Below are 15,562 nucleotides of genomic sequence, written 5' to 3' on the forward strand. Positions count from 1 at the left end.
CTTGGATTTATGGCTTTATTGAATCACCGCCCTGTTTGGGCACTGACAATCGCAGCGCCTTTGCTTGCCATGGTGAGTACAGCCAGCTATGCACAAACGTGGAAAATTAATCTGCGTGATGCGGACTTAACTGCATTTATTAATGAAGTTGCGGATATCACTGGGAAAAACTTTGCAGTTGATCCACGGGTACGCGGCAATGTCACGGTGATTTCAAACAAAGCGTTGAATAAGCAAGAAGTCTACGACTTGTTCTTAGGGGTCTTGAATGTCAACGGTGTGGTCGCGATTCCTTCTGGTCGGACCATTAAAATTGTGCCTGACAGTAATGTCAAAAGTTCTGGCATTCCCTATGATGTTCGTCACCGCGCCACAGGCGATCAGGTTGTGACGCGGGTGATTTGGCTGGAAAACACCAATGCCAATGACCTGATTCCTGCACTGCGTCCATTGATGCCGCAGTTTGCACATTTATCTGCGGTGAATGGCACCAATGCACTGATTGTGTCAGATCGCGCCAGCAATATTTATCAGCTTGAGACGATTATTCGTAACTTGGATGGGACGGGACAAAATGACATCGAAGCGGTGTCGTTGCAGTCGAGTCAGGCTGAAGAAATGATTGGATTACTAGAAAGTATGAGCGGAACGGGCTCGATCAAAGATTTAAAAGGTTCCAGAATACGAATTATTGCAGATAATCGGACCAATCGGATTATTCTAAAAGGGGATACCGCGACACGTAAACGTATTCGCCAAATGATCGAGATGCTGGATGTACCTGCTGCGGAGCGTCTGGGTGGCTTGAAGGTGTTCCGCTTAAAATATGCCAGCGCTAAAAGCTTATCCGAAATTTTACAAGGTTTGGTTTCAGGGCAGGCTGTTAATTCTAGCGAGTCTAACGACAGCAATAACAATAGCAATTCCAGCTATAACCAAAATAATAGTTCGAGTGAAGGTTCATCGTCTCAGATTTCCACACCAAGTATTAATTTAAATAGCCAGTCCAATCGCAATCAGAACAACATCACCAGCTTTAACAGTAATGGGGTCAGTATTATTGCCGATAGTTCGCAAAATGCATTGGTGGTCAAAGCGGACCCTCAGTTGATGCGTGAAATCGAGTCTGCCATTCAGCAGTTGGATACCCGTCGTCAGCAAGTCCTGATCGAAGCGACTATTCTCGAGGTGGAAGGTAACGATGCCGACCAGTTGGGCGTGCAATGGGCGATGGGTGATTTAAGCAGTGGTGTTGGGATTATCAATTTTGACAATATTGGTTCGAGTCTCAAAAGTATTGCTGCAAACTATTTAACGGGTGGCGGTGCGGGGGCTGCAAGTGCAATTGGCGCGGGTGGTTCGTTAATCCTTGGGGATTATAAAGAAGGCAGTGATGGCTCGCGTCAGTTATATGGCGCGATGATCCAAGCGTTAAAAAGTAATACCAAGTCGAATCTGCTGTCTACACCATCGATTGTCACCATGGACAATGAAGAAGCCTATATCGTCGTGGGTGAAAATGTGCCCTTTGTAACAGGCTCAGTTTCTACCACCTCTTCAGGTACAGCCAACCCTTACACCACCATCGAGCGTAAAGATGTGGGTGTGACGCTTAAAGTGGTGCCGCATATTGGTGAAGGTGGAACTATCCGCTTAGAGATTGAACAAGAAGTCTCGGATGTGAAAGCCAATAAAGGTCAAGCGCAGGATTTGGTCACCAGTAAGCGTGCGATTAAAACCTCAGTCTTGGCTGAGCATGGCAATACCATCGTTTTAGGCGGCTTGATTTCAGATAACACATCTTATTCACGCCAATCGATCCCAGGCCTTGGCGCAATACCAGGATTAGGGCGTTTGTTCCGCTCAGATGGTAAGTCGGATCAGAAACGCAATTTGCTGGTTTTCATTCATCCGACGATTGTGGGGGATGGGGAGTCTGCGCGTCGCCTTTCTCAGCAGCGCTACAGTCAGCTTTATAGCTTGCAGTTGGCCATGGATAAAGATGGTAGCTTTGCCAAGTTGCCTGAAAATGTCGATGATGTTTTCCAACAGCGTTTGCCTGTGACATCAACCAAACCGACCTTGCCACAATCGTATCAACAGGTACCAAGCAGTCCAACCTCAACGCAGCCGATGGTTGAAACAACGCCTGTGGCCATTGAACCTGCGATTCGTAAACAGCCGATTGCTAGTGTTCCTAAAAATACCACCTCGCGTCAGCTATACCCAATGGTTCAGCCCCAGATTGGCTTGAACTTGATGATGCAAAATGTTCAAGGTGGTCGCGTGGTACACATGGCTCAGGCGGTATCGACAAGCTATTCCATCCCTGAACGATATACTGAGAATGTCTCGATAGGTTCAGCCTAGCTGTCCTGCTATTCATCTCTAAGGGAAGGTGAAATGGTAAAGAATATTCTCTGTGTTATCATAAATCAGCACATAGAGAGATAAGTCATGACTTGGAAAATACAAGCGATTACTGGCGAATTAACGGGTCAGGAAATTAGCATTGACCGTGATATGTTGGTCGGTCGTCATCAAGCAGCGGATATTTTATTACAACAATCTGAAATTTCGCGTAAACATGCGGCCTTTTTACTGAAAGAACAGGCTTTGTGGCTACAAGACTTGGGTTCTTCAAATGGCACGTATGTGAATGATGTGCAAATTGCGGCAGAAACACTATTGAAGCAAGGTGATATCGTCCAGTTTGCAAGCTTAAAGTTTTCGGTCTTTGAGCCTGCGAAAGCGTTAGAAGACGTGGTGGAGTCGGTAGAAGCTGCAACTTTGGGCGCAACTGTGGTTGAAGCGCCGATTAGCCAGCCATCTGAAGCGGTAGCTGCTTCAGAAACGGCCCAAGCGGAAGTCGGTGCTGATGCACCTGTTGTTGAGCCAGAACAGCCAAAAACAGCGGCACAACATATGAGCGATCAGGGTATGCCAGAGCTAAAAGAACGCGATGGTAATGTGAGTTTAACGCGTGATGGTATGCCGCAAAATGTCGGTATTCCGAAACCCGCTCCTATTCCTGCAGGGGTGGATTTGACTGCGCCTAGCGTGCATCAGGTTGAGAACAACGAGGCTCCAAAAGTACAGGTTGAACAAGAGGCTGAAACTCAGAAAAATGCCTCGTTGGGTCTAATCTCGATTATTGTCTTGATTATTTTAGCGATTATTGCTTGGCTGATGTTCAAATAAAACGCAGATCACACTACAATCAAGGCATGCACAAGCATGCCTTGATTGTTTTTGGGCAGTACACGATAAAAATAGGTGAGGGTGAATGAATATTGCAAATGTGGCACAGCGAGAGGTTTTACTTTTCGATCTAGATGGAACCTTGGTGGATTCAGCAACAGATTTACATCGTGCCATGAATATGAGCCTGAATGCTTTGCAGCTGCCTACTGTTACTGAAGCGCAGGTGCGGGTCTGGGTTGGTAAGGGAACAGCGCTGTTTTGTCAAAGTACCTTGCAACATTTAACAGGTAAAGTCGATCCTGCTCAGCAACAACAATTGTTGGAGACGTTTTTAAAAATTTATAATGCCGACCCATGTGTGGAAACTCAGCCTTTCGATGGCATTCTTGAGTTTTTAGAATGGGGCTTGGCACAAAAGAAAACCATGATTTGCGTGACCAATAAACCTGAAGCGCCTGCGCGTGCTATTGTCGATCATTTAGGTATGACCCATTATTTTGGTGATGTCATCGGCGGCGATCGTTTCGAAGAGCGTAAGCCGCATCCGCGCCAATTGTTACATTGTGTTGAGCAATATGCACAAAGCAAAGATCAGGTCTTAATGATTGGGGACTCATCCAATGATGTTGAGGCTGCACGCCGTGCGGGTATTGATTGTGTTGTGGTCAGCTATGGCTATAATCATGGTGAAAATATTTTAGACTGTCAGCCACAGCAAGTGGTGGATAATCTGTGTGAACTGATCGGGTAACTTTGTAAACGAAGGAATGAACATGAGTAAACATATGACTTTTCGATGGCGAAACTCAAAGCACTAATTTTAAAAACTGATCACGCCATATTGAAAAAATAGAGAACACTCATGACAACGCAAAATCAATTCGATCAACTCAAAACAGCGGGTTATAACCTGATTCCAGTCTATCGTCAGCGCTTAGCCGATACTGAGACACCATTGTCGGTCTTTGCTCGCCTGAAAGAGCATAAGCAAGCCTATTTGTTTGAATCTGTGGAAGGTGGGGAGAACTGGGCGCGCTATTCTATTATTGGTTTAGGTGAATCTACCGTGTTCTCATGCAACGCGGGTGAGCTGACCATTCAACAAGCCGACGGCACCATAGAAAAACAACCTTGTACAGATCCGTTTCAATTCATCCGGGATTTTCAGTCGCGGTATAAAGTACCTACTCAAGCTGATTTACCTGCTCTGCCAAGCTTTACAGGGGGCTTGGTGGGCTACTTTGGTTATGATGCGGTACGTTATATTGAACCGCGTTTAAACAACGCGCCAGAAGCAGATCCAGTGGGTTTGCCTGATATTTGGATGATGCTGTCTAAAACAGTGATTGTGTTTGATAACTTAAAAGATACTTTATTCCTGATCGTGCATGCCGATGTGGTTGACGCGGATGCATATAACCAAGCCCAGCAGCAATTGGATACATTGGAAGATTTACTCGCAACGCCAATTAGTCTAAAAGCCACGCCGCATACTGCACCGCATTTTGAGTCACTCACGGGCAAAGTAAAATTCTTAGAATCGATTGAAAAGGTGAAAGAGTATATTCGTGCTGGTGATGTGATGCAGGTGGTGCCAGGGCATCGTATGGTCTCTGACTTCGATGGTGAACCTTTACAAGTCTATCGTGCGCTACGTCATTTGAACCCATCGCCTTATTTGTTCTTGGTACAGGGGCAAACTTTGGAAAATAATCAGCCTTTTCATATTGTCGGTTCTTCCCCTGAAATTTTATCGCGTCTTGAAAATGGAATTGCAACCGTGCGTCCGCTGGCAGGTACGCGACCGCGTGGTAAAACCAAAGAAGAAGATTTGGCGCTTGAACAAGACTTGCTGTCGGATGAAAAAGAGATTGCTGAACATTTAATGCTGATTGACTTGGGTCGAAATGATGTCGGTCGCGTCTCGAAAATTGGCAAAGTGCAAGTGACTGATCAAATGGTGATCGAACGTTATTCGCATGTCATGCATATTGTTTCCAATGTGCAAGGCGAAGTTCGTGATGATGTAGATGCCTTGGATGTTTTTAAAGCAACTTTCCCAGCAGGTACACTTTCAGGTGCACCAAAAATTCGTGCGATGGAAATTATTGACCAAGTAGAACCCGTAAAACGTGGAATTTTTGGTGGTGCTGTGGGTTATTTAGGCTGGCATGGCGAAATGGACATGTCGATTGCAATTCGTACCTGTGTGATTCGTGAAAATAAGGTATATGTTCAGGCAGGAGCGGGGCTTGTTTATGACTCAAATCCTGAATCTGAGTGGAATGAAACCCAAATAAAAGCTCGCGCAGTGATCAAAGCGGTTGAATTATCGTCAAATGGATTGATTTTGTGAGTTTTTGACGTTTTTTTTGAAAAAAACACTTGCAAGGATTTTGAGTTTTGCTAAACTGCACACCGTTCCGATACGAAACGTACGAAACACTAAGAAACGCCGGCATAGCTCAGTTGGTAGAGCAACTGACTTGTAATCAGTAGGTCCACAGTTCGAATCCGTGTGCCGGCACCATCTTAGAGAGTTGAGTAAGTTAAGTAAAGAACGACACTGAAGTAAGTGTAAAATGGTGAGGTTCCCGAGCGGTCAAAGGGGGCGGACTGTAACTCCGCTACGAAAGTTTCGAAGGTTCGAATCCTTCCCTCACCACCAATTTTAAGACTTCAAGAAAGTGGTCTTTGTACCAACATCGTGCGGGAGTAGCTCAGTTGGTAGAGCGGTAGCCTTCCAAGCTACATGTCGCGAGTTCGACCCTCGTCTCCCGCTCCATTTGAAGTTTTATATTTGCTCTTATAGCTCAGTGGTAGAGCACTCCCTTGGTAAGGGAGAGGTCTCGAGTTCAAATCTCGATAAGAGCTCCAGATTACAGTTTAGTAGAATTTCTACAAATTTTTAAAGAAGCAGGCTTATTAGTCTGCTTTTCAAGTATTTGGTGTTTGATTTTTTAGGCGATGTGTCGATACTGAGTTGTTTATACCTGTGTTCGACGTAAACGAGGAAGATGAACATGGCTAAGGCTAAGTTTGAACGTAATAAGCCACACGTTAACGTGGGCACAATCGGTCACGTTGACCATGGTAAAACAACTTTAACAGCTGCAATTGCAACTGTATGTGCGAAGAAATTCGGTGGCGAAGCGAAAGACTACGCTGCAATTGACTCTGCACCAGAAGAAAAAGCACGTGGTATTACAATTAATACTTCACACGTAGAATACGATTCTCCAACTCGTCACTACGCACACGTAGACTGCCCGGGCCACGCCGATTATGTTAAAAACATGATTACTGGTGCTGCTCAGATGGACGGCGCGATCCTTGTATGTGCTGCGACTGATGGTCCAATGCCACAGACTCGTGAACACATCCTTCTTTCTCGTCAGGTTGGTGTACCTTACATTCTTGTATTTCTTAACAAGTGTGACCTTGTTGATGATGAAGAACTTCTTGAATTGGTAGAAATGGAAGTTCGTGAACTTCTTTCTACTTATGACTTCCCAGGTGATGACACTCCAGTTATCCGTGGTTCAGCTCTTCTTGCACTTAACGGTGACGCTGGTCAGTATGGCGAAGAAGCAGTTGTTGCGCTTGTTGACGCACTTGACACTTACATTCCAGAGCCAGTGCGTGCAATCGACCAAGCATTCTTAATGCCAATCGAAGACGTATTCTCTATTTCTGGTCGTGGTACAGTAGTAACTGGCCGTGTAGAAACTGGTATTGTGAAAGTAGGCGAATCAGTTGAAATCGTTGGTATCCGTGATACTCAAGTAACTACAGTTACTGGCGTAGAAATGTTCCGTAAACTTCTAGACGAAGGTCGTGCGGGCGAGAACTGTGGTGTTCTTCTACGTGGTACTAAGCGTGAAGACGTACAACGTGGTCAAGTACTTGCTAAACCAGGTGCAATCAAGCCACACACTAAATTCGATGCAGAAGTATACGTACTTTCTAAAGAAGAAGGTGGTCGTCACACTCCATTCCTTAACGGTTACCGTCCACAGTTCTACTTCCGTACAACTGACGTAACTGGCGCGATCAAATTACAAGATGGCGTTGAAATGGTTATGCCTGGTGACAACGTAGAAATGTCAGTAGAATTAATCCACCCAATCGCAATGGACCCAGGTCTACGTTTTGCGATCCGTGAAGGTGGCCGTACAGTTGGTGCTGGTGTAGTTGCTAAAGTAACTGCATAATTATAAAATAAAATTACAAATTGGGGTTTCGGCTCCAATTTGTTTTGCAGGTCAGTAGTTCAATTGGTAGAGCGTCGGTCTCCAAAACCGAATGTTGGGGGTTCGAGTCCCTCCTGGCCTGCCAACTTTTTTATAAAAGACGCTTGATGTCGGCAAAACTGGTCATATAATAAGTCGCGAAACCTACGACGAGTACAAAAATGTCGAATGAAAAATTACGCGACGCACAAAGCGACGCGGCAATCCCTCAAAGAAATAATTCTGCTGAAGTAGTTAAATCTGGTTCTCCCCTAGACGTCGTCTTATGGATTATCGCATTGATTTTATTAATTGGTGCGACCATGGTGAATCAACACCTACCAGCGTATTGGGCACCAGCCAACGATATCTGGGTGCGCGTTGGGGTAATTTTGGCTTGTATCATCGTGGCATTCGGTTTATTATACGCCACCCATCAAGGCAAAGGCTTTGCTCGTTTGTTGAAAGACTCACGAATTGAGCTGCGTCGAGTGACTTGGCCAACAAAGCAAGAGACCATGACCACATCTTGGCAGGTGCTTGCGGTTGTAGTTGTTGCATCCATTTTATTATGGTGTTTTGACTACATTTTGGGCTGGTTAATGAAGTTTATTATCGGGTAAGAGAGCTATGAAACGTTGGTACATTATTCATGCCTATTCAGGTTATGAAAAACAAGTGATGCGTTCACTTAATGATCGAATCCAGCGTAGCGCTGTAGCCGATAGCTTTGGTGAAGTCCTTGTTCCTACCGAAGAAGTGGTAGAAATGAAGGATGGTAAGAAACGTAAATCTGAACGTAAGTTCTTTCCAGGCTATGTATTGGTCGAAATGGAAATGAATGATGAAACTTGGCACATTGTTAAAGAATGTCCAAAAGTTTTAGGTTTTATTGGTGGTACGGCTGAGAAACCGGCGCCAATTACCCAACGTGAAGCAGATGCGATTCTTGCTCGTGTACGCAATACTGGTGAAGCACCACGTCCGAAGACGATGTTTGAACCAGGCGAAGAATTACTCGTAATTGACGGTCCATTCACAGACTTTAAAGGTGTGGTGGAAGAAGTTCTATACGAAAAGTCACGTTTAACGTTGACCATTAATGTATTTAATCGACCAACTCAGGTTGAGCTGGAATTTCGCCAAGTCGAAAAATCAGTTTAATTAGAACTGGTTGAAAAACGCCTGGCTTATTTATAAGTCAGGCATTGTTGTTGTAACGGTATCGTTACTTAGAAATTGGGGAGCCTTCATCGGCGTTTGTACCCAGAGGTAATTTGAAATGGCTAAGAAGATTGACGGCTATATCAAGCTGCAAGTTCCAGCTGGTAAAGCGAATCCATCTCCACCGATTGGTCCTGCATTGGGTCAACGTGGTGTTAACATCATGGCATTCTGTAAAGAATTCAATGCTGCGACACAAAAACTTGAAGTTGGTTTACCAATTCCAGTCGTGATCACTGTGTACAACGACAAGTCGTTCACATTCATCATGAAAACTCCTCCTGCATCTATTCTTCTTAAGAAAGCTGCTGGTATCCAAAAGGGTTCTGCTGTACCTAACAAAACTAAAGTTGGTAAGTTGACTCGTGCTCAATTGGAAGAAATCGCGACTACTAAAGAACCAGATTTAACTGGTGCTGATTTAGACGCACGTGTTCGTACCATCGCTGGTTCTGCACGTTCTATGGGCTTGGAAGTGGAGCTATAAGACATGGCTAAATTAACTAAACGTCAAAAAGCCATTGCTGCTGCTATTGAAGCAAACAAAGTTTACACTTTAGAAGAAGCTGTAGCTGTTCTTGCTGGTCTTCCTGCTGCGAAATTCAAAGAATCTTTGGATGTTGCGGTAAACCTAGGTGTTGACCCTCGTAAATCTGACCAAGTTGTTCGTGGCGCGACTACACTTCCTGCAGGTACTGGTAAAACTGTACGTGTAGCTGTGTTTGCTCAAGGCGCTGCTGCTGAAGCTGCTAAAGCTGAAGGCGCGGACATCGTTGGTTTTGATGACCTTGCTGAAAGCATTCAAGCGGGTAACCTTGACTTTGACGTAGTGATTGCTGCTCCTGATGCAATGCGCGTTGTGGGTAAGTTGGGTACGATTCTTGGTCCACGTGGCTTAATGCCAAACCCTAAAGTGGGTACTGTAACTCCTGACGTAGCTGGTGCAGTTAAAAATGCAAAAGCTGGTCAAGCACGTTACCGTGTAGACAAAGCGGGTATTATCCACGCTGCGATCGGTCAAGTAGATTTCTCTGCTGAAGCTGTTCGTCAAAACGTTGAAACTTTGATTGCAGACTTGAAAAAGTTAAAGCCTGCGACATCTAAAGGTGTATACATCAAAAAGATCACTTTGAGCTCAACTATGGGTCCTGGTCTTGTTGTTGATGTAAGCAACGTTTCTAACTAAGTTTTACTTAGACAGAATTTTAAAGCCCTGAGTAAAAATCAAAGCGCTGCTTTGATTTTTACGCAAGAAACGCTCTGTCGTATTTTGCAAACTTAGGCAAACTTTGAATTGGTAAATGTAGATTTATCAGCGTCAAAGACCTCAGGCGAGAGTAATTTCGATTACTTTCTTAATTTCCCAGCCTGAGTAGACGCGGTGGTGTGATTTGTTCATCCTCCGCGTGTAAGTTCAGTGATGAACTTGCGAATTGGGAGTGTACTTCGCGTAAGTACATAAATCACCGTTAGGAGGTTTTACAATGGCTCTTCTTATCGAAGGCAAAAAACAGATCGTTGCTGAAGTAACTGAAGTTGCTTCTACTGCGTTTGCTGCTGTTGTTGCTGACTACCAAGGTTTAACTGTTGAGCAATTAACTGCTCTTCGTGTTGAAGCTCGTAAGTTAGGTGTTGCTACACGTGTTGTACGTAATACTTTGGCTAAACGTGCTCTTCAAGATACTCCATTCAATATCTTGAACGACAACCTTGTTGGCCCAACAATTTTAGCTTTCTCAACTTCTGCAGATGATATGGGTGCTGCGGCACGCTTATTCGAAGAATTTGCGAAAACTAACAAAGCATTTGAACTTAAAGCTGCTGCATTTGAAGGCAAACTTTATCAAGGCGAAGAAGTTAGCGTTATCGCGAATCTTCCAAACCAAGAGAAAGCGCTTACTATGCTTGCAAGCGTTCTTCAAGCTCCTATTTCGAAATTGGGTCGCTTACTTACAGCGCTTCAAGAGAAAAACGAGTCAGAAGCTGCATAAGCTCAAACTTAAACACACATCATTCAATACCCATTTGGAGTTACTCTCATGGCTTTAACAAACGAAGAAATCTTAAACGCAGTTGCTGAAAAAACTGTTCTTGAACTTGTTGAACTTATTTCTGCTTTCGAAGAAAAATTCAACGTATCTGCTGCTGCTGTAGCTGTAGCTGCAGGTCCTGCTGCTGCTGCTGCTGAAGAGCAATCAGAATTCAACGTTGAGTTGACTTCTTTCGGCGCGAACAAAGTAGCTGTGATTAAAGCAGTTCGTGAAATCACTGGTCTTGGCTTGAAAGAAGCTAAAGACATGGTTGAAGGTGCTCCTTCAGTTCTTAAAGAAGCAGTTTCTAAAGAAGAAGCTGAAGAACTTAAGAAAAAACTTGAAGAAACTGGTGCTACTATTACTATTAAGTAATGTTACCAGGGGGGGAATATTAATTTCACCCCAAAAATTGGCTGATGGCTCTTGGGTCATCAGCCTTTTTGCGTTACAATAATCGGCTCGATTTTTGTTTGCTTGGTGGAAAATCCATCAAATTAAAATAAAGAAAAGAATCAAACGCTTACCAATATTTTTCAAATTTAAAAATATTGGTAAGCGTTTCAATACCACTGAAAATTGCAGCATTTGTAAAAAGTGGTGGCCATATCGGCCTGCGTAATTCCTTCTGAGCCCGTTCTGCAGGCGGGCTCGGTTTACTTTCCGAGGACTCCAGATGGCATACTCATATACCGAAAAGAAACGGATCCGTAAGAATTTTGGTAAATTGCCTAGTGTTATGGATGCTCCGTACTTGCTCGCGATTCAAGTCGACTCGTACAGAACATTTTTACAAGATGGCAAATCACCAAAAAACCGCGAAGATATCGGTCTGCAAGCCGCGTTTCGTTCAGTTTTTCCTATAGAAAGTTATTCTGGCAATGCTGCTTTAGAATTTGTTGAGTATAGTCTTGGTAAGCCTGAGTTTGATGTACGCGAATGTATTCTTCGTGGCTCAACTTATGCAGCACCAATGCGCGTAAAAATTCGTTTGATCTTAAAAGATCGCGAAACTAAATCAATTAAAGATGTGCGCGAGCAAGAAGTGTACATGGGTGAAATGCCACTCATGACCGATAACGGTACATTCGTTATTAATGGTACTGAGCGTGTAATCGTATCTCAATTACACCGTTCACCGGGCGTATTCTTTGACCACGATAAAGGCAAAACCCACTCTAGTGGTAAAGTGCTTTATTCTGCGCGTATTATTCCTTACCGTGGTTCATGGTTAGACTTTGAATTTGACGCAAAAGACCTTGTATTTGTGCGTATTGACCGTCGTCGTAAATTACTTGCGACTGTAGTTCTTCGTGCTTTGGGTTATAACAATGCGCAAATCTTAGATTTGTTCTATGAAAAAGTGCCTGTATACCTAGACATGGGTAGCTACCAGATTGACCTTGTTCCAGAACGCTTGCGTGGCGAAATGGCACAATTTGACATCGTAGACAATGATGGCAAAACCATTGTTGAGCAAGGCAAGCGTATCAACGCGCGTCATGTGCGTCAAATGGAAGCTGCTGGCCTAGAAAAGCTTTCTGTGCCTGATGAGTACTTATACGAGCGTATTACTGCAGAAGACATTCCACTTAAAGATGGTGATGTGATTGCAGCAAACACCTTGTTAAGCCATGAAATTATGGTGAAATTGGCTGAAGGTGGTGTTAAACAATTTAACATTCTATTCACCAACGATATTGACCGTGGTTCATTCGTTGCAGATACTTTACGTGCAGACACCACGACAGGTCGTGAAGAAGCATTGGTAGAAATCTACAAAGTAATGCGTCCAGGCGAGCCACCAACAAAAGAAGCGGCTGAAAACTTATTCAATAACTTGTTCTTCTCTTCAGAACGTTATGACCTCTCTCCAGTCGGTCGTATGAAGTTCAACCGTCGTTTGGGTCGTCCTTACGAAGTGGGTACGGATCAGAAGTCTCGTGAAGTTGAAGGCATTTTGTCGAACGAAGATATCACTGATGTACTCAAAACATTGGTTGAAATCCGTAACGGTAAAGGTGAAGTCGACGATATCGACCACTTGGGTAACCGTCGCGTGCGTTCAGTAGGTGAAATGACTGAAAACCAATTCCGTGTTGGTCTAGTTCGTGTAGAACGTGCTGTTAAAGAGCGTTTAAGCCAAGCTGAAACAGATAACTTGTCTCCGCAAGATTTGATCAATGCGAAACCAGTGGCTGCTGCAATCAAAGAATTCTTTGGTTCAAGCCAATTATCTCAGTTCATGGACCAAAACAACCCATTATCTGAGATTACGCACAAGCGTCGTGTGTCGGCACTTGGTCCCGGTGGTTTGACACGTGAACGTGCGGGCTTTGAAGTACGTGACGTACACCAAACTCACTACGGTCGTGTATGCCCAATTGAAACGCCGGAAGGTCCAAACATTGGTTTGATCAACTCGCTTTCTGTTTATGCGAAATGTAACAATTTCGGTTTCTTAGAAACACCATACCGTAAAGTGGTTGATGGTCGTGTAACGGATGAAGTGGAGTATTTATCTGCAATTGAAGAAGTAGGTACTGTGATTGCACAGGCCGATTCTGGCGTAGATAAAGACGGTAACTTAACAGAAGAATTTGTTTCTGTACGTCATCAAGGTGATTTCGTACGTATGCCGCCTGAAAAAGTGACGCATATGGACGTTTCTGCACAGCAGGTTGTTTCTGTTGCTGCATCACTCATTCCATTCCTTGAACACGATGACGCCAACCGTGCATTGATGGGTTCAAACATGCAGCGTCAAGCTGTGCCTACATTGATTGCTGACAAACCGCTTGTGGGTACAGGTATGGAAGCAAATGTAGCGCATGACTCTGGTGTGTGTGTGATTGCGGGTCGTGGTGGTCGTATCGAGTTCGTCGATGCTTCACGTGTCGTGATTCGTGTCAACGAAGATGAAATGGTTGCAGGCGAGGCAGGTGTAGACATCTATAACCTGATCAAATATACACGTTCGAACCAAAACACTTGTATTAACCAAAAAGTTCTTGTGAAACTTGGTGATAAAGTCGGTCGTGGTGATGTATTGGCTGACGGTCCATCAACAGATGGCGGTGAACTTGCACTCGGTCAAAACATGCGCGTTGCGTTCATGACGTGGAATGGTTACAACTATGAAGATTCGATCTTACTTTCAGAGCGCGTACTTCAAGAAGACCGTTTAACCTCGATTCACATTCAAGAATTATCATGTGTTGCACGTGATACGAAATTGGGTGCGGAAGAGATCACAGCGGATATCCCGAATGTGGGTGAAGCTGCACTGTCTAAGCTTGATGAATCAGGTATCGTATATATCGGTGCTGAAGTGACTGCTGGCGATATCCTTGTAGGTAAAGTAACGCCTAAAGGTGAAACGCAGTTAACACCAGAAGAAAAATTGCTTCGTGCAATCTTCGGTGAAAAAGCAGCTGACGTAAAAGACTCATCTTTACGTGTTCCATCAGGTACCAAAGGTACAGTGATTGACGTTCAAGTGTTTACACGTGACGGTCTTGAAAAAGACGAACGTGCGCAAGCAATTGAAAAAGCTCAGCTAGATTCATACCGTAAAGACTTGAAAGAAGAATACAAAATCTTCGAAGAAGCAGCACGTGAACGTATTGTTCGTTTGTTGACAGGTCAAGAGTCTAACGGTGGTGGTACAACCAAGCGTGGCGATAAGCTTTCTGCAGACGTATTGTCTGGTTTAGAGTTGGTTGATTTACTTGAAATCCAACCGACTGATGAAGCTATTGCAGAGCGTTTAACTCAAATTCAAGTATTCTTGAAAGAGAAGAGCTTTGAAATTGATGAGAAGTTTGCAGAGAAAAAACGCAAACTTTCTACAGGTGATGAATTAACAACAGGTGTATTAAAAGTTGTTAAGGTTTACTTGGCTGTTAAACGTCGCATCCAACCGGGTGATAAGATGGCGGGTCGTCATGGTAACAAGGGTGTTGTTTCTAACATCTTACCTGTTGAAGACATGCCGCACGATGCCAATGGTGTTCCAGTCGACATCGTATTGAACCCACTAGGTGTACCGTCACGTATGAACGTGGGTCAGATTCTAGAGACTCACTTAGGTATGGCAGCGAAAGGTCTTGGCGAAGAAATCGACAAGATGTTAAAAGCACAACGTACTGTACTTGAGCTTCGTGGATTCTTAGACAAGATTTATAACAAAGTTGGTGGCGAGCAAGAAGATCTTGATAGCTTAACTGATGATGAAATTTTGGTGCTTTCGGGTAACTTGCGTGCGGGTGTTCCTCTTGCAACGCCAGTATTCGATGGTGCTGAAGAATCACAAATTAAAGACTTGTTAGAGCTTGCGAACATTTCACGTACTGGTCAAACAGTATTGTATGATGGTCGTACAGGTGAACAGTTTGACCGTCCTGTAACTGTGGGTTACATGTACATGTTGAAACTGAACCACTTGGTAGACGACAAGATGCACGCGCGTTCTACTGGTTCTTACTCATTAGTAACTCAACAACCGCTTGGTGGTAAAGCACAATTCGGTGGTCAGCGTTTCGGTGAGATGGAAGTCTGGGCGCTTGAAGCATATGGCGCAGCTTACACGCTTCAAGAAATGCTTACTGTTAAGTCGGATGACGTTGAAGGTCGTACCCGTATCTATAAGAACATTGTAGATGGTAACCATTATATGGACCCAGGTATGCCTGAATCGTTCAACGTATTGACCAAAGAGATCCGTTCTTTAGGTATCAACATTGAACTGAAAAATGGTGACTAAGAAATCTCCCCCAGCCCCTCTTTATTAAAGAGGGGAGCAAATCCCCCTTTACAAAGGGGGATTTAGGGGGATTAGATATTCCCAAATTTCAGTAAAAACAATATTTG

General features: G+C 44.0%; 12 protein-coding genes and 5 tRNA genes. All 17 read left to right on the plus strand.

The window, feature by feature from the left end:
* The first annotated feature begins 9 nt into the window (after positions 1 to 9).
* Positions 10 to 2,370 (plus strand): type II secretion system secretin GspD, encoded by a 2,361-nt coding sequence (gene gspD / locus AC4CVD_RS01120; protein ID WP_490751749.1) that lies wholly within the window; start codon positions 10 to 12, stop codon positions 2,368 to 2,370.
* A gap of 87 nt (positions 2,371 to 2,457) precedes the next feature.
* Positions 2,458 to 3,201 carry an FHA domain-containing protein gene (locus tag AC4CVD_RS01125; RefSeq protein ID WP_490751751.1) on the plus strand — a complete coding sequence of 248 codons (744 nt, stop codon included), beginning with the start codon at positions 2,458 to 2,460 and terminating at the stop codon, positions 3,199 to 3,201.
* 85 nt (positions 3,202 to 3,286) lie between these two features.
* Positions 3,287 to 3,955, plus strand: coding sequence for an HAD-IA family hydrolase (locus AC4CVD_RS01130; RefSeq protein ID WP_490751753.1), 669 nt, complete (start codon positions 3,287 to 3,289; stop codon positions 3,953 to 3,955).
* A 111-nt stretch (positions 3,956 to 4,066) separates the two neighbouring features.
* On the plus strand, positions 4,067 to 5,560 hold the full coding sequence (gene trpE, locus AC4CVD_RS01135; RefSeq protein ID WP_490751755.1) for an anthranilate synthase component I: 1,494 nt from the start codon (positions 4,067 to 4,069) through the stop codon (positions 5,558 to 5,560).
* Positions 5,561 to 5,658: 98 nt separating this feature from the next.
* A tRNA-Thr gene (locus AC4CVD_RS01140) sits at positions 5,659 to 5,734 on the plus strand.
* Between the two features lie 54 nt (positions 5,735 to 5,788).
* Positions 5,789 to 5,872, plus strand: a tRNA-Tyr gene (locus AC4CVD_RS01145).
* A gap of 41 nt (positions 5,873 to 5,913) precedes the next feature.
* Positions 5,914 to 5,989: transfer RNA gene (locus AC4CVD_RS01150), tRNA-Gly, on the plus strand.
* Positions 5,990 to 6,006: 17 nt separating this feature from the next.
* Positions 6,007 to 6,081, plus strand: a tRNA-Thr gene (locus AC4CVD_RS01155).
* Between the two features lie 146 nt (positions 6,082 to 6,227).
* Positions 6,228 to 7,418 carry an elongation factor Tu gene (gene tuf / locus AC4CVD_RS01160; protein WP_004692776.1) on the plus strand — a complete coding sequence of 397 codons (1,191 nt, stop codon included), beginning with the start codon at positions 6,228 to 6,230 and terminating at the stop codon, positions 7,416 to 7,418.
* Positions 7,419 to 7,466: 48 nt separating this feature from the next.
* Positions 7,467 to 7,542: transfer RNA gene (locus tag AC4CVD_RS01165), tRNA-Trp, on the plus strand.
* Between the two features lie 76 nt (positions 7,543 to 7,618).
* Entirely contained in the window at positions 7,619 to 8,059 is a 441-nt protein-coding gene (secE, locus tag AC4CVD_RS01170) for a preprotein translocase subunit SecE (protein ID WP_004692774.1), read from the plus strand.
* A 7-nt stretch (positions 8,060 to 8,066) separates the two neighbouring features.
* Complete coding sequence (gene nusG / locus AC4CVD_RS01175) at positions 8,067 to 8,600, plus strand: transcription termination/antitermination protein NusG (RefSeq protein ID WP_004692772.1); 534 nt, start codon at positions 8,067 to 8,069, stop codon at positions 8,598 to 8,600.
* Between the two features lie 118 nt (positions 8,601 to 8,718).
* A complete protein-coding gene (gene rplK / locus AC4CVD_RS01180) occupies positions 8,719 to 9,147 on the plus strand; it encodes a 50S ribosomal protein L11 (protein WP_004668262.1) in 429 nt (142 codons plus the stop codon).
* 3 nt (positions 9,148 to 9,150) lie between these two features.
* The gene (rplA, locus tag AC4CVD_RS01185; RefSeq protein ID WP_004692770.1) at positions 9,151 to 9,846 is read left to right on the plus strand and encodes a 50S ribosomal protein L1; all 696 of its coding nucleotides are present in this window, start codon (positions 9,151 to 9,153) and stop codon (positions 9,844 to 9,846) included.
* Positions 9,847 to 10,144: 298 nt separating this feature from the next.
* Positions 10,145 to 10,651, plus strand: a complete 507-nt coding sequence (rplJ, locus tag AC4CVD_RS01190) for a 50S ribosomal protein L10 (protein WP_004692769.1) — start codon at positions 10,145 to 10,147, stop codon at positions 10,649 to 10,651.
* A gap of 48 nt (positions 10,652 to 10,699) precedes the next feature.
* Positions 10,700 to 11,065, plus strand: coding sequence for a 50S ribosomal protein L7/L12 (gene rplL, locus AC4CVD_RS01195; protein ID WP_004692767.1), 366 nt, complete (start codon positions 10,700 to 10,702; stop codon positions 11,063 to 11,065).
* A 301-nt stretch (positions 11,066 to 11,366) separates the two neighbouring features.
* On the plus strand, positions 11,367 to 15,455 hold the full coding sequence (rpoB, locus tag AC4CVD_RS01200) for a DNA-directed RNA polymerase subunit beta (protein WP_062035236.1): 4,089 nt from the start codon (positions 11,367 to 11,369) through the stop codon (positions 15,453 to 15,455).
* Positions 15,456 to 15,562: the final 107 nt, after the last annotated feature.

This window comes from Acinetobacter sp. LipI_23, assembly GCF_058243045.1.